Origin of the sequence: Kitasatospora sp. NPDC056273, assembly GCF_042268845.1 — a bacterium.
Lineage (GTDB): Bacteria > Actinomycetota > Actinomycetes > Streptomycetales > Streptomycetaceae > Kitasatospora.
The window spans coordinates 58,145-72,133 of the sequence record NZ_JBHJSJ010000044.1; the positions used below are offsets into that span (position 1 = coordinate 58,145).

General features: G+C 71.7%; 14 protein-coding genes. 4 read left to right on the forward strand and 10 right to left on the reverse strand.

Annotation, left to right across the window (positions count from 1 at the left end):
* Positions 1 to 34: 34 nt before the first annotated feature.
* On the reverse strand, positions 35 to 226 hold the full coding sequence (locus ACFCY1_RS30515) for a hypothetical protein (RefSeq protein ID WP_143204767.1): 192 nt from the start codon (positions 224 to 226) through the stop codon (positions 35 to 37).
* 159 nt (positions 227 to 385) lie between these two features.
* Between ACFCY1_RS30515 and ACFCY1_RS30520 the strand changes: the two genes are divergently transcribed.
* Both ACFCY1_RS30520 and ACFCY1_RS30525 read left to right on the forward strand, forming a co-directional pair.
* Positions 386 to 1,285 carry a hypothetical protein gene (locus ACFCY1_RS30520; protein WP_079272945.1) on the forward strand — a complete coding sequence of 300 codons (900 nt, stop codon included), beginning with the start codon at positions 386 to 388 and terminating at the stop codon, positions 1,283 to 1,285.
* A gap of 198 nt (positions 1,286 to 1,483) precedes the next feature.
* Positions 1,484 to 1,672, forward strand: coding sequence for a hypothetical protein (locus ACFCY1_RS30525; protein ID WP_049655983.1), 189 nt, complete (start codon positions 1,484 to 1,486; stop codon positions 1,670 to 1,672).
* Between the two features lie 44 nt (positions 1,673 to 1,716).
* Here the strand turns inward: ACFCY1_RS30525 and ACFCY1_RS30530 are convergent, their stop codons facing one another.
* Positions 1,717 to 2,085, reverse strand: coding sequence for a metal-sensitive transcriptional regulator (locus ACFCY1_RS30530; protein WP_049655968.1), 369 nt, complete (start codon positions 2,083 to 2,085; stop codon positions 1,717 to 1,719).
* Between the two features lie 361 nt (positions 2,086 to 2,446).
* Between ACFCY1_RS30530 and ACFCY1_RS30535 the strand changes: the two genes are divergently transcribed.
* Both ACFCY1_RS30535 and ACFCY1_RS30540 read left to right on the forward strand, forming a co-directional pair.
* A complete protein-coding gene (locus ACFCY1_RS30535) occupies positions 2,447 to 3,067 on the forward strand; it encodes a DUF47 domain-containing protein (protein WP_030059626.1) in 621 nt (206 codons plus the stop codon).
* Positions 3,068 to 3,072: 5 nt separating this feature from the next.
* Entirely contained in the window at positions 3,073 to 4,068 is a 996-nt protein-coding gene (locus tag ACFCY1_RS30540; protein ID WP_049655972.1) for an inorganic phosphate transporter, read from the forward strand.
* A 186-nt stretch (positions 4,069 to 4,254) separates the two neighbouring features.
* Here the strand turns inward: ACFCY1_RS30540 and pstB are convergent, their stop codons facing one another.
* The 8 genes from pstB to mshD form a co-directional block, all read right to left on the reverse strand.
* Positions 4,255 to 5,031, reverse strand: a complete 777-nt coding sequence (gene pstB, locus ACFCY1_RS30545) for a phosphate ABC transporter ATP-binding protein PstB (RefSeq protein ID WP_049655974.1) — start codon at positions 5,029 to 5,031, stop codon at positions 4,255 to 4,257.
* 42 nt (positions 5,032 to 5,073) lie between these two features.
* Positions 5,074 to 6,144 (reverse strand): phosphate ABC transporter permease PstA, encoded by a 1,071-nt coding sequence (pstA, locus tag ACFCY1_RS30550; protein WP_375876674.1) that lies wholly within the window; start codon positions 6,142 to 6,144, stop codon positions 5,074 to 5,076.
* Positions 6,141 to 7,118: a phosphate ABC transporter permease subunit PstC gene (gene pstC / locus ACFCY1_RS30555; RefSeq protein ID WP_049655977.1), complete on the reverse strand. Its 978-nt coding sequence runs from the start codon at positions 7,116 to 7,118 to the stop codon at positions 6,141 to 6,143. The genes pstA and pstC overlap by 4 nt, the downstream gene beginning before the upstream one ends.
* 151 nt (positions 7,119 to 7,269) lie before the next feature.
* Positions 7,270 to 8,403 carry a phosphate ABC transporter substrate-binding protein PstS gene (pstS, locus tag ACFCY1_RS30560; protein WP_049655979.1) on the reverse strand — a complete coding sequence of 378 codons (1,134 nt, stop codon included), beginning with the start codon at positions 8,401 to 8,403 and terminating at the stop codon, positions 7,270 to 7,272.
* 227 nt (positions 8,404 to 8,630) lie between these two features.
* Positions 8,631 to 9,146 (reverse strand): NUDIX hydrolase, encoded by a 516-nt coding sequence (locus ACFCY1_RS30565; RefSeq protein WP_375876675.1) that lies wholly within the window; start codon positions 9,144 to 9,146, stop codon positions 8,631 to 8,633.
* Position 9,147: 1 nt separating this feature from the next.
* Positions 9,148 to 10,236 (reverse strand): CHAD domain-containing protein, encoded by a 1,089-nt coding sequence (locus ACFCY1_RS30570; RefSeq protein ID WP_074006420.1) that lies wholly within the window; start codon positions 10,234 to 10,236, stop codon positions 9,148 to 9,150.
* 121 nt (positions 10,237 to 10,357) lie between these two features.
* Positions 10,358 to 12,535 (reverse strand): RNA degradosome polyphosphate kinase, encoded by a 2,178-nt coding sequence (locus ACFCY1_RS30575; RefSeq protein WP_375876679.1) that lies wholly within the window; start codon positions 12,533 to 12,535, stop codon positions 10,358 to 10,360.
* 347 nt (positions 12,536 to 12,882) lie between these two features.
* Entirely contained in the window at positions 12,883 to 13,869 is a 987-nt protein-coding gene (mshD, locus tag ACFCY1_RS30580; RefSeq protein WP_375876676.1) for a mycothiol synthase, read from the reverse strand.
* Between the last annotated feature and the right edge of the window lie 120 nt (positions 13,870 to 13,989).

A 13,989-nucleotide genomic window follows, 5' to 3' on the forward strand; every position in this document is an offset into this window, starting at 1 on the left:
CCTGCGGGCGGACGCGGCCAAGCGGTCCAGGCGGTCAGTCCGGCTCGGCGCCGTTCCCGGCGAGGTGGTCGGCCCCCTCACGGCGGGCCAGGTCGCGCGAGCGGCGGGCCGGGGAGTACCAGCCGCAGCTGCAGGTCGCGAAGGCGAAGGAGCCGCGCTCGCTGATCACGAGGCGGTGTTCGGGCATCCTGGTGGTGCCGGGTGCGACCGGCAGCTCACTGTGCACGTGGTTCACCGTAACGCGCCGGACGCCTCCCGCGCGACGCTCCGGCGGTACCGGCCCCGTAACCCTTCGCGCCCCAACTCGTTTGCCCGGAAAGAGCTCTGCCCACCGGTGGTGTCCGGCGGGGCAGTCGGGCCCGAGGGGGTTGTCGCGAGGATGAAGATGACCGACCAGCAGCGCACCGGACGGCCGGCACGCCGGCCGGGTCCGCACCTGCGCTCGGCGGCCGGGGCCGCCCTGCTCGCCGCCGCCCTGGCGGCGGGGGCCGCCGGCTGCTCCGGAGGATCCGCCGACGGCTCCTCCGACCAGCAGTCGGCCGCGCCCGACCAGCTCGCCGCGGACCCGCTGACGGCGGTGCGCAACGCCGCCGACATCACCGGCCGCACCGGCTCCGCGCACACCGCGACGGAGCTGGTCACCGAGTCCGCCGAGAAGAAGGCCTCGTTCAGCGGCACGGGCGGCTACGACTACGTCAAGCGGATCGGCCGGCTGGAGGTCCAGGTGCCGCCGGGCGCGGCGACCACCGGGAAGATCGTCGAGGTGGTCCTGCCGGGCACCGTCTACCTCCAGAACAGCGGCGCCAAGGTCCCCGAGGGCAAGTGGGTCAAGCTGGACGTGCGTCAGCTGCCGGACGGCAACCTGGTCAGCAGCGGCGCCACCGACCCGGCCTCGGCGGCGGGGGCGCTGCGCGGGGCGCAGAAGGCGGAGGCGGTGGGCACCGAGACCGTCGACGGCGTCGCGCTGCACCACTACCGGGGCACCCTGGACCTGGCGAAGGCCGCCGACGCGACCGGCGGGCGGGGCGGGGACGGCCTGCGGACGGGCGCGCAGACCTTCACCGTCAAGGAGGTCCCGTACGACGCCTGGCTGGACGACCAGGGCCGGCTGCGCAAGGTGGTCGAGGTGTTCACCTTCGCCGGGGTGGCCGGGTCGAAGGAGCCCAAGGACCAGGTGAAGGTGACGTCGACGACCTCGTTGGCGGACTTCGGCAAGCCGGTGGAGGCGGCCGAGCCCGCGGCCTCGGACATCTACCAGATGAAGCCCACGGAGAGCCCGAAGTAGGGCGGGTCCGATGCTTCCCGGGCGGCCGGGGCGAGACGGGGTGCGGCCGGGGCGGGTGGCCGTCCGGGGAGCGACGGCCACCCGTTTCGGCGGTGCCGAGATGGCCCGTCCGTGCCATGTGGACGGGCCCCGGAGTGCCTAGGCTGGGCTCCGGGTGGCTGCCGCCCGGGCTGGCGAGGCACTGAAGGGGTGGTGCAGGTGGTGTCGTCCACGGGCGGCCGCAGCGGCGGCCACGACGACGCGGCCCTCGACGAGATCGATCTGGCCGGGGAGCTGATGATCGCCGCGACGGCCAGCTCCGGCGACCGGCTGCCGACCGAGCGGATCGACGAGGTGCTGCTGGACCGGAGCGAACCCGGGCAGGCCGACCGGGAGGCCGACGGCTAGCGGGGCCCGCGCGGCGGGCCCCGGAGCGGCGGACGGCCGGCGGCTCAGCTGCGCAGCAGGCGGCTGATCGCGGCGGTGGCCTCGGCCACCTTGGCGTCCAGTTCGGCGCCGCCCTCCTCGGCGGCCGCGGCGACGCAGTGCCGCAGGTGCTCCTCCAGCAGGGAGAGCGCGAAGGACTGCAGCGCCTTGGTGCCGGCCGAGACCTGGGTGAGCACGTCGATGCAGTAGACGTCCTCGTCCACCATGCGCTGGAGGCCGCGGATCTGGCCCTCGATCCGGCGCAGCCGCTTGAGGTGGGCGTCCTTCTGCGCGCTGTAGCCGTGCGGGCCGTGGTGCCCGGCCGGGGCGTGGCCGGCGTGCGGGTCGGTCCCCTGCGCGTGCTCCGGCTCGGTGCGCGCTTGCGTGGTGGTCATCGGCCCCGCCTTCGTCTCAGTGCCTGGTGGCTGCGTCGGCCACCAGTGTCCAACACCGGGGCCCTCCGTGGTGTTCCGACGGCCGACCCGGCACGTGCCGTCGGGCCGGGAGCGGGGGTGGCCGGCGGTTCACCCGTCTGAGCGGCGCCCCGGTCTTCCGTACGCACGACGGGGACAATCCGGGCGAGGTTCCGTCAGACTGAGGGCTCCAGTCCGCACGTGGCGGTGCGGTCCGGATCAGCCGGTGCGGCAGCCGAACGGAAGGGGAGCTTCCGGCTCCTTCCCCGGCCCCCCGTTTGCGTGATTGCGCTTGGTTGCACCTAGCATCGTTCAGTCCCTACCCCGCACATCGGAGATTTCCGTGCGTTTTAGCCTGACCCCGAAGGAGACGAGCTTCTACGACATGTTCGCCGCCGCGGCGGAGAACCTCGTCGTCGGATCGAAGCTCCTCTTGGAGCTGCTGGGATCAGACGTGTCGGCCCGTGCGGAGATCGTCGAGCGCATGCGCGCCGCCGAGCACGCCGGGGACGACACCACCCACGCCGTCTTCCACCAGCTGAACTCGTCCTTCATCACGCCCTTCGACCGCGAGGACATCTACAGCCTCGCCTCGTCGCTGGACGACATCATGGACTTCATGGAGGAGGCCGTCGACCTGGTCGTCCTCTACGACATCCAGACCCTGCCGAAGGGCATCGAGCAGCAGATCGAGGTGCTGGCGCGCGCCGCGGAGCTCACCGCCGAGGCGATGCCGAACCTGCGCAGCATGTCCAACCTCACCGAGTACTGGATCGAGGTCAACCGGCTGGAGAACCAGGCCGACCAGATCCACCGCAAGCTGCTCGCCCACCTGTTCTCCGGTCAGTACGACGCCATCGAGGTCCTCAAGCTCAAGCAGGTCGTGGACGTCCTTGAGGAGGCGGCGGACGCGTTCGAACACGTCGCCAACACGGTGGAGACCATCGCCGTCAAGGAGTCCTGACCCTCGTGGACATGGCAGCACTCATCGCCGTCGTCGGCGTTGCGTTCTTCTTCACGTACACCAACGGCTTCCACGACTCGGCGAACGCGATCGCCACCTCGGTCTCCACCCGGGCGCTCACCCCCCGGGCGGCGCTGGCGATGGCCGCGGTGATGAACCTGGCCGGCGCGTTCCTCGGCAGCGGCGTGGCGCACACCGTCTCCAAGGGGATCATCGAGACCCCCACCGGCGACAAGGGCATGGTGATCCTGTTCGCCGCCCTGGTCGGGGCGATCGCCTGGAACCTGGTCACCTGGTACTTCGGCCTGCCGTCCTCCTCCTCGCACGCGCTGTTCGGCGGCATGGTGGGCGCGGCGATGGCCGGCGGCATCGACGTGATCTGGAGCGGGGTCCTCGACAAGATCGTCATCCCGATGATCGTCTCGCCGGTGGTCGGCCTGGTCGGCGGCTTCCTGGTGATGCTGGCGATCCTGTGGATCTTCCGCCGGGCCAACCCGCACAAGGCCAAGCGCAACTTCCGGGTCGCCCAGACCGCCTCGGCCGCAGCGATGGCGCTGGCGCACGGTCTCCAGGACGCCCAGAAGACCATGGGCATCGTGGTGATGGCGCTCACCATCTCCGGCCACCAGTCCGGCAACGGGATCCCGGTCTGGGTGAAGATCTCCTGCGCGACCATGCTCTCGCTGGGCACCTACGCGGGCGGCTGGCGGATCATGCGGACGCTCGGACGCAAGATCATCGAGCTGGACCCGCCGCAGGGCTTCGCCGCCGAGGCCACCGCCGCCACGGTCATGTACGTCACCTCGTTCGTCTTCAAGGCGCCGATCTCCACCACCCACGTGATCACTGCGGCGATCATGGGCGCGGGGGCCACCAAGCGGATCCGCGCGGTGCGCTGGGGCGTCGCGAAGAACATCGTGCTCGGCTGGTTCATCACGATGCCGGCGGCCGCGCTCGTCGCGGCGCTGGTGTACTGGTTCGCCCACCTGTTCTGGGGCTGACGGCCCCGCGGGACGCACGGAGCAGGACGCGCGGAGCAGGACGCACGAACGGACAGGGCCCGCCCCCACATCTCGGGGGCGGGCCCTTTTCCATGCCCCGTGGCGGCACCGCCATGCAGCACCACGGGACAGCTCGCGGTCCGTCACGCCGCTCGGCGCCGGGGCGCCGCCCGTGACGGGGCCGGTCTAGCCGAAGCGGCCGGAGATGTAGTCCTCGGTCGCCTGGACCTGCGGGTTGGAGAAGATCCGCTGGGTGTCGTCCAGCTCGACCAGCTTGCCCGGCTGGCCGACGCCGGCCAGGTTGAAGAAGGCGGTGCGGTCGCTGACGCGGGCCGCCTGCTGCATGTTGTGGGTCACGATGACGATGGTGAACTGCTCCTTCAGCTCGCCGATCAGGTCCTCGATGGCGAGGGTGGAGATCGGGTCGAGCGCGGAGCAGGGCTCGTCCATCAGCAGGACCTGGGGCTCGACCGCGATGGCGCGGGCGATGCACAGGCGCTGCTGCTGACCGCCGGAGAGGCCGGCCCCCGGCTTGTTCAGCCGGTTGTGGACCTCCTTCCAGAGGTTGGCGCCCTTCAGCGAGCGCTCCACCACCTCGTCCAGCACGGCCTTCTTCTTCACGCCGGCGAGCCGGAGACCGGCGATCACGTTGTCGTAGATCGACATGGTCGGGAACGGGTTCGGGCGCTGGAAGACCATGCCGACCGAGCGGCGCACGGCGACCGGGTCGACGTTGGAGGCGTACAGGTTCTCGTCGTCCAGGAGGACCTTGCCCTCGACCCGGGCGCCGGGGATCACCTCGTGCATCCGGTTGAGGGTCCGCAGGAAGGTGGACTTGCCGCAGCCGGAGGGGCCGATGAAGGCGGTCACCGAGCGGGGCTCGATGCTCATCGAGATGTCCTCGATGGCCTTGGTGGTGCCGTAGAAGGCCGACAGTCCGCTGACGTCGATGCGCTTGGCCATGATCGTTGCTTCTCTCGTCTGTCTCGTACGTCAGTCGGTCGCTCAGTGCCCGCCCTTGGGCGAGCGCCAGCGCGCGATGCCCCGGGCGATGAGGTTGAGCCCCATCACGAAGGCGATCAGCACCAGCGCCGCACCCCAGGCACGGGCGTAGCCGAAGTCGTTGTTGACCTGCGAGTACTGCTGCCAGATGTACATCGGCAGGGACTGCTGCGGGCCTTCGAACGGGTTGTTGTTGATGGAGTCGGCGCCGAACACCAGCATCATCACCGGGGCGGTCTCGCCCGTGATGCGGGCGACCGCGAGCATCACACCGGTGGTGATGCCGCCGATCGCGGTGGGGAGGACGATCCGCAGGATGGTCTTCCACTTCGGCACGCCGAGCGCGTACGAGGCCTCGCGCAGCTCGTTCGGGACGAGCTTGAGCATCTCCTCGGTGGACCGGACCACGACCGGCATCATCAGGATCGCCAGTGCGAGGCTGCCCGAGAAGCCGGAGTAGCTGAAGCCCAGCGCGAGGTTCCAGATCGAGAGGATGAACAGACCGGCGACGATCGACGGGATGCCCGTCATGACGTCGACGAAGAAGGTGACCGCCTTGGCGAGCGTGCCGCGGCCGTACTCGACCAGGTAGACGGCGGTCAGCAGACCGATCGGGGCGGCGATGGCGGTGGCCAGGCCGACCTGCTCCAGGGTGCCGATCAGCGCGTGGTAGATGCCGCCGCCGGGCCCGGACTGGATCACGCCCTTCATGGAGTGGCCCAGGAAGTTCCCGTCGACCACGTGGATGCCCTGCTGGACGGTGTAGACCGTCAGGGCGACCAGCGGGACGACGGCCAGGATGAAGGCGACCCAGACCACCGAGGTGGCGAACCGGTCCTTGGCCTGCCGACGGCCCTCGACCCGGGCCGAGAGGGTGTAGCTGATCAGGAGGAAGAGCAGGCCCGAGATCAGGCCCCACTGGAGGTGGCTGGCCAGCCCGCCGACCGCGCCGATCCCGCAGCCGAGGGCGATCGAGCCGGCGGCGACGGCGGCCGGGGCCCACTTGGGCAGGCGGTTGGCGGTCAGCGGACGGCCGACGGGCCGGGCGTCCTCGACGAGCGCGGTGACGGTCATGCGTTGGCCCCCGAGTACTCCTTGCGGCGGGCGATGATCAGTCGCGCGGCACCGTTCACCAGCAGGGTGATGACGAACAGGACGAGGCCGGAGGCCATCAGCGCGTTGCGGCCGTTGTCCCCGGCCTCGGCGAACTTCAGCGCGATGTTCTGCGCGAAGGTGCCGCCGCCGGCGTCGAGGATGTGCAGCGACAGGACGTTGCTGGCGGACAGCACCACCGCGACCGCGATGGTCTCGCCGAGCGCGCGGCCGAGGCCGAGCATCGAGGCCGAGATGATGCCGGGGCGGCCGAACGGCAGCACCGCGGTGCGGATCATCTCCCAGCGGGTCGCGCCGAGCGCGAGCGCCGCCTCCTCGTGCATCCGCGGCACCTGGCGGAACACCTCGCGGGAGACCGCGGTGATGATCGGCAGGACCATGATCGCCAGCAGGATGCCGACGGTGAACAGGTTGCGCGGGGTGCCGGTCCTGGTCTGGTCGAAGATGTACGTCCAGCCCAGGTACTCGTTGAGCCAGCTGGTCAGACCGTCCATGTGCGGCACGAGGAAGAGCGCGCCCCAGAGGCCGTAGACGATGCTGGGGACGGCGGCGAGCAGGTCGACCAGGTAGGCGAACGGCTGGGCGATCCGGCGCGGCGCGTAGTGCGAGATGAACAGCGCGATCCCGATGGCCACCGGGACGGCGATCGCCATCGCGATGACGGCGCTGACGATGGTGCCGAAGGCCAGGACGGCGATGCCGAAGACGGGCTTCGGGGCGTCCGGCGTCCACTCGAAGGAGGTGAGGAAGTTGCCTTCGTTGGTGCTCAGGGCCTGGACCGACCGCCAGGTCAGGAACGCCGCGATGGCGGCCATGATGACCAGCAGCAGGATGCCCGAGCCCCGGGCGAGGTTCATGAAGATCTTGTCGCCGACCCGGCTGTCGCGCGGCCGGCGTTCCCTGCCTCGCGGGGCGGCAGGGGAGGATGAAGTCATTGGTCTACTCCGGTCTGGTGGTGCCGCCCCGGAAGGGGGAACGGCACCATGGCGGCGGTGCCCCGGACGTGGTGCTGGGTGTGGTGCGTTCCGGTGGGGCGGCCCCGGCCCCCCTCGCTCACGGGGCCGCCCCACCGGGGGTCCTGTCGGGTCAGGCCAGGGTCGCGATGACGCCGTTGACCTTGTCGGTCACGGCCTTCGGCAGCGGGACGTAGCCCTTCTCGCCGACGGCCTTCTGGCCCGCGTCGCTGGCCGTGTAGGTCAGGAAGGACTTCAGGGTGTCGAGGGTCTCGGCCTTGTTGCCCTTGTCGCAGACGATCTCGTAGGTGATCAGGACCAGCGGGTAGGAGCCCTCGTCCTTGGTCGCGTAGTCGAGCTTCAGCGCGAGGTCGCTGCCGGTGCCGGCGGCCTGGGCCTTGGCGATGGTGCTGGCGGCGTTCTCGGCGGTGGCCGCGACCGGCTTGGAGGCGCCCGTGTTGATGTCGGCGCTCTTCAGGCTGTTGGTCTGGGCGTAGGCCAGCTCGACGTAGCTGATCGAGTTCTTGACCTGCTTCACCTGGGCCGAGACGCCGGCGCTGCCGTTGGCCGACTGGCCGCCCTTGGCCGCCCAGGCCTTGCCGGCCGGGTAGGTCCAGGCGCCGCCGCCGGCGGCGGCGAAGTACTTGGTCAGGTTCTCGGTGGTGCCGGCGTCGTCCGAGCGGTGGAAGGTCTGGATCTCCGCGTCCGGCAGCTTGGCGCCCGGGTTCAGGGCGGCGATCGCCGGGTCGTTCCACTTGGTGATCTGCGAGTCGAAGATCTTGGCGGAGGTCGGGCCGTCCAGGACCAGGTTGTCGACGCCGTCGACGTTGTAGACCAGCGAGATCAGACCGCCGACCATCGGCAGGTCGATGCCCTGGCCGCCGGTGCAGACCGCCTTGGAGGCGTCGACCTCGGCCGGCTTGAGGGCCGAGTCGGAGCCGGCGAACTGGATCTTGCCCTGGTTGAACTGCTGGATGCCGGCACCGGAGCCGCCACCCTGGTAGTTGATCGTGCTGCCGGAGCAGGCGGCGGCGAAGCTGGTCTTCCAGACGTCCATCGCCGCGGTCTGCGCGGTCGAACCGGCGGCGATCAGCGAACCGGCCTTGCCACAGTTGATCGCGCTGGTCGCGGCGGAGCCGTTGGAGCCACCGGACGCGGTCGTGTTGTTGTTGTTGTCCGACCCGCAGGCGGCGAGCGACAGCGAGCTGACGAGCGCCATGGCACCGATCGCGAGGGCCTTGGAGCGGCCGTTCCGCTGGAGCTTCACAGGGGTGTCCCTTTCTGTGGCATTGCCCTTGGCGTGCGCCGTACGCGTACGGCCCAGCGCGGGTTTTGCTGTGGTCCGGGGCCCGTGCGGCCCTCCGGTGGTCCCGAAGTTAGGCCGGGTAAGTGACACGACAGCCGGTCGCAAGTGAACGGCGAGTGAACCTCGAACGGATGACAGGAAACTACGTCAGGTAGTAACGGTTGCGTCACGGGGAGGGCGCGACGAGATCACTTCCACCGTTCCTTCACCGACCCGGCCCCCGCGGCCCGCACCGGCTCCGCCCCCAGGACCGCCAGCAGGGCGTCGACCAGCAGCCGGTCCTGGTCGTGGGTGAGCCGTGCGCGCGCCTTCCCGGCCGGCAGCCAGTCCAGCCGGTCCACCTCCCGGTTGGGCCGGAAGGACCCGCTCGACGGCACCGCCGCCCAGTAGCGGACCTCCTTCGGACGGCCCTGCACCCGGTAGTGCTGGGTGGGCAGCTCCGGGCCCAGCAGGCAGTGGAACCCGGTCTCCTCCCGGACCTCGCGCAGCGCCGCCTCGGCCATCCCCTCACCGGCTTCGAGCTTGCCCTTCGGCAGGCTCCAGTCGTCGTACTTGGGCCGGTGGACCAGCGCGATCCGCGGCCGCCCCAGCCGGCCGCTCTTCTTCGGCCGGCCCGGCAGCCACAGCACCGCGCCCGCCGCCAGGATCACCGGGCCGTGCCCCGCACCGGCCGCCGCCCGGCCGGTGCGGGGGCGCTCGCCCACCTCAGACCGTCCGGGGTGCGACGGAGTGCCCCCAGGCGTCGGCCGGGACGAGCTCCAGCCAGCCGTCCGGGCCGGGCGGCAGGTCCGGCCAGCGGCGGCCGACGGCGTACCGCGCCGACTCCACCTCCAGCCGCTGGTCGGCGTGCACCACGCCCAGCACGTACGCGGTCGCCGGGGTGATCCGCGGGGTGCGCGCCGCGGTGGCGGCGGTGACGGCGGCGTCCGCCGCCTCCTGCTGCCGGTCCAGCACCGCGTCCAGCCCGTCCAGCTCGGAGGACGCGCGGCCGCACACCTCCAGCACGTACCGGGCCCGCTTCACCAGGATCCGCAACCGCGCCCAAGGCGCGTCGTCGGCCGCCAGCGCGGTGTCCGCGTCCGTCGCCCCGCGGGACGCCGGCACCGCGCCCAGCCGGCGCAGCCCGTCCCCGCCGTACGGCGTCGCGGCCCGCTGCAGCGGCAGCTGCTGGGCGCCCGCGGACAGCGCGGCGAACGCGGCGGCGGCCTGCGGCAGCAGCACGGCCGGGGCGCGGCCGTCCGCCGAGTCCAGCAGCGGCGCCTCGCCGACCAGCAGGGTCATCCGGTCCGCCAGCGCGTGCAGCCGGGCGGAGCGGAGCTCCTGGAGCACGGTGGAGTGCGCCCTGGTCCGGGCCAGGGTCAGCTGCCGGTCCAGCAGCGCGCGCGCCTTGGGGGCGCCCGCGTGGCCGGCCAGCATGCCCGTCCCCTCCGGGTCGGTGCCGCTCAGCAGGTCCAGCGCGCCCAGCAGCCGGGCCGAGCGGCGGACGTAGCCGGGTTCCAGCGCCAGCAGGTTGAGCAGCCAGCGCAGCTCGGTGCGCGACTCCTGCGCCCAGGTCTGTTCGAAGACCGAGCCGAAGGTGTGCAGCAGCCCGCCGATCCGCCGGACGGCCCGCAGCAGGTCCGAGGTGCCGGCCGACGGGACGGTCGAGGCCGTCCCGGGTCTGGCACCGACCTCGCCCACCGCCAGCGGCAGCGCGCGCAGGAAGGCGCCGGCCTGGACGGTGAGGTGGCGGGAGAGGATGTCCCCGGCGGTCGCTGTGGAGGCCGCCTGGGCCGTCATCGGCGCTTCGGTCATGGCGTGGTAGATCCCCGTTCCCCCGGGGCGGTCCCCCGGAGCTGGTGGCCGACCGCCGGAACAGGTCCCCTTCGGGCCCCGAGGGGCCCGACTGCTCCGGCGGCTCGCATCAGTGGGCGCGTCAGCGCGAGGTGGCGGCCCTGCGGCGCTGGCGCGAGTCGATCAGCAGGTCCTGGACGTGTCGCAGCGGCCGGCCCTCGGCGTCCTGCGAGTGCCTGGTCCAGGCGCCGTCCGGCCCCAGGTGCCAGGACTCGGTCTCGTCCGACACCCCGAGGTCGATCAGCCCGGACAGCTCGGCGCGGTGCGCCGGATCGGTGATCCGCAGCAGCGCCTCGATCCGGCGGTCCAGGTTGCGGTGCATCATGTCGGCGCTGCCGATCCAGACCTCCGGATCGCCGTTGTTGCCGAACACGAAGATCCGGGAGTGCTCCAGGAAGCGGCCCAGGACGCTGCGGACCCGGATGTTCTCGCTCAGCCCCGGGACACCCGGGCGGATCGCGCAGATCCCGCGCACCCAGACGTCCACCGGCACCCCCGCCTGGGAGGCCCGGTACAGCGCGTCGATCACGGCCTCGTCGACGATCGAGTTGACCTTGACCTTCACGTAGGCCGGACGGCCCGCCCGGTGGTGGGCGATCTCGTTGTGGATCCGCGCGACCAGCCCGTCGCGCAGGCCGCGCGGGGCGGTCAGCAGACGGCGGTAGGACTCGCGGCGCGAGTAGCCGGAGAGCCGGTTGAACAGGTCCGAGAGGTCCGCGCCGACCTGCGGGTCGGAGGTGAGCAGGCCGAGGTCCTCGTACAGCCGGGCCGTCTTCGGGTGGTAGTTGCCGGTGCCGACGTGGGAGTAGCGGCGCAGGGTGTCGCCCTCCTGCCGGACCACCAGCGAGAGCTTGCAGTGCGTCTTCAGCCCGACCAGGCCGTACACCACGTGGCAGCCGGACTCCTCCAGCTTGCGGGCCCACTTGATGTTGGCCTGCTCGTCGAAGCGCGCCTTGATCTCGACCAGCACCAGCACCTGCTTGCCGGACTCGGCCGCGTCGATCAGCGCGTCGACGATCGGCGAGTCGCCGGAGGTGCGGTACAGGGTCTGCTTGATCGCCAGCACGTCCGGGTCGGCGGCGGCCTGCTCCAGGAAGGCCTGCACCGAGGTGGAGAAGCTGTCGTACGGGTGGTGCAGCAGGACGTCGCGCTCGCGCATCGCGGCGAAGATGTCCGGCTGGGAGGCCGACTCGACGTCGGTCAGCCCGCGGGCCGTGCCGGCCACGAACTTCGGGTACCTGAGCTCCGGGCGGTCCAGCTCGGCGATCCCGAACAGCCCGGTCAGGTCCAGCGGCCCGGGCAGCGGGAAGACCTCCGCCTCGGTGATGTTCAGCTCCCGCACCAGCAGGTCCAGGATGTACGGGTCGATCGACTCCTCGACCTCCAGCCGGACCGGCGGGCCGAAGCGCCGCCGCATCAGCTCCTTCTCCAGGGCCTTGAGGATGTTCTCGGTGTCGTCCTCCTCCACCTCCAGGTCCTCGTTGCGGGTGACGCGGAAGGCGTGGTGGGCCAGCACCTCCATCCCCGGGAAGAGCTCCTCCAGGTGGGCGCCCATGACGTCCTCCAGCGGGACGTACCGCTGGGGCGAGGCCTCCAGGAAGCGGGCCAGCGACTGCGGCACCTTGACCCGCGCGAAGTGCTTGTGCCCGGAGACCGGGTTGCGCACCACGACGGCCAGGTTCAGCGAGAGTCCCGATATGTACGGGAAGGGGTGCGCCGGGTCGACGGCCAGCGGGGTCAGCACGGGGAAGATCTTCTGCCGGAACAGCGTGTGCAGCCGGGCCTGCTCCTTCTCGGCCAGCTCAGACCAGCGGACCAGCTCGATGCCCTCGGTGGCGAGGTCCGGCAGCACCTCCTGCTGGAAGGCGGCGGCGTGGCGGGCCATCAGCTCGCGCGAGCGGGTCCAGATCAGGTCCAGCACCTCGCGCGGCTGGAGGCCGGAGGCACTGCGCGTGGCGACGCCGGTGGCGATCCGGCGCTTGAGGCCGGCCACCCGGACCATGAAGAACTCGTCCAGGTTGCTCGCGAAGATCGCCAGGAACTTCGCCCGCTCCAGCAGCGGGATGCCCGGGTCCTCGGCCAGCTCCAGGACCCGCTCGTTGAACGCGAGCCAACTGCGCTCGCGGTCCAGGAAGCGGCCCTGCGGCAGCGCTTCGAACTCCTCGTCGTCCGTGGCCGGCAGCTCCGGCGGGATCCCCAGCGCGCTGGACATCCGGGCCGGGGGCGACAGCGGGGCAGAGACGGGGCGGGGGATGCTCATGGGCTCCAGCTCCTCCAGCAGCAGGACGGCGTCCGGACGCGATGGGCTCTGCGGGCCGTCGCCCTCGCCCCGGGCCGGACCCGGGGACAGCACCCACCCTCCGGGCGCGGTCCGTACAGGACCGGCCGGTGCGTGGCGGTCGACTCTGCACGAGCGAGACACTACGGACTTCATCCTGTGATCTTCGCGGCAGCAATTGAATCCACGGTAAACACCGCATGGCCGGGAGGAAAGCTGAGTCGGTCGGGGCAAGGGGTTCGGCCGTCCCGTACCCCGTCCGTTCCCTGGTCCGTGCCCCGGTCCGGGGGTGTTCCGGGGGCGTTCCGGCCGCCGGCGGCTACCGACGGCTAGGCGGGGCGGGGCGCCCGGTACGGGGCCCGGTACATGAGGTCCACCTCGTGGACGGTGAACCCCAGGCGTTCGTACACCCGCACGGCCACCGGGTTGTCGGCGTCGACGTAGAGGAGGACGGCACCCAGTCCGCGCTCGCCGGGGCCGCTGCCGGTCAGGTGGCGAAGGCCCGCCGCGGTCAGTGCCCGGCCGAGGCCGCTGCCCTGCTCCGCCGGGTCCACGCCGACCACGTACACCTCGCCCAGCTCGGGCTCGGTGGCGGTGGCCGGGTGCACCTTGGTCCAGTGGAAGCCGACCACCCTGCCGTCCCGGGTGGCGAGGAAGAAGCCGGCCGGGTCGAACCAGGGCTCGGCGATCCGCTCGGCCAGGTCCTGCTCGGTCCAGGTGCCCTGCTCGGGGTGGTGGGCGAAGGCCAGGGCGTTCAGCCGCAGCCACTCGGCGTCGTCCTCCCCCGGGCGGAAGGTACGGAGCTCGATGCCCGCGGGGACGACCACGTCCTCGGTCTGCGGGCCGGGCCGGCGCATCTGGCGCAGTTCGCGGACCAGCTCCGCGCCGTACGCCTCGGCCAGGTGCCGGGCCGCCGGGTGGCCGCCGTGCACCCAGAAGTCCACCGCCTCGCGCCCCGCGCGGTGGGCCTGTGCCAGGACGGCGTCCACCAGCGGACGGGCCAGACCGCGACCGCGGACGGCGGGATCGACCACCAGCTCGGCGGCGGGGTTGGCGGCCGGGTCCTCCGGCACCTCCAGCTGGCCGTAGCCGAGGACGGCTCCGGTTTCGGACTCGGGTTCGGCCCCGGATTCGGTCTCTACGAGATGGATGACGCCCGGGCGCGGAGTCTCCGCGTTCCGCAGCCGGAGCCGGCCCTGCTCGGACACGGCGGCCCGGCCGTCCACCGCCTGGGCCTCCGCCAGAACACGCAGAGCGCCGTCGCGCTGCGCGGGCCGGAGCACATCGTTCGCAATGACCGCTGTCTGATCGTCCATGCCCTGACGATACGTCACCGGAAATGCGAAGAACCCCCATCCGGGACCCGGATGGGGGTTCTTCTGAAGAATTGTTCGGCGGCGTCCTACTCTCCCACAGGGTCCCCCCTGCAGTACCAT

Bases quoted from the DNA above. Each gene is read 5' to 3' on its own strand.
- mshD (WP_375876676.1), bottom strand. From the start codon at position 13,869: ATGGACGATCAGACAGCGGTCATTGCGAACGATGTGCTCCGGCCCGCG.
- ACFCY1_RS30530 (WP_049655968.1), bottom strand. From the start codon at position 2,085: ATGACCACCACGCAAGCGCGCACCGAGCCGGAGCACGCGCAGGGGACC.
- pstC (WP_049655977.1), bottom strand. From the start codon at position 7,118: ATGACTTCATCCTCCCCTGCCGCCCCGCGAGGCAGGGAACGCCGGCCG.
- pstB (WP_049655974.1), bottom strand. From the start codon at position 5,031: ATGGCCAAGCGCATCGACGTCAGCGGACTGTCGGCCTTCTACGGCACC.
- ACFCY1_RS30570 (WP_074006420.1), bottom strand. From the start codon at position 10,236: ATGACCGAAGCGCCGATGACGGCCCAGGCGGCCTCCACAGCGACCGCC.
- pstA (WP_375876674.1), bottom strand. From the start codon at position 6,144: ATGACCGTCACCGCGCTCGTCGAGGACGCCCGGCCCGTCGGCCGTCCG.
- ACFCY1_RS30520 (WP_079272945.1), top strand. From the start codon at position 386: ATGACCGACCAGCAGCGCACCGGACGGCCGGCACGCCGGCCGGGTCCG.
- ACFCY1_RS30575 (WP_375876679.1), bottom strand. From the start codon at position 12,535: ATGAGCATCCCCCGCCCCGTCTCTGCCCCGCTGTCGCCCCCGGCCCGG.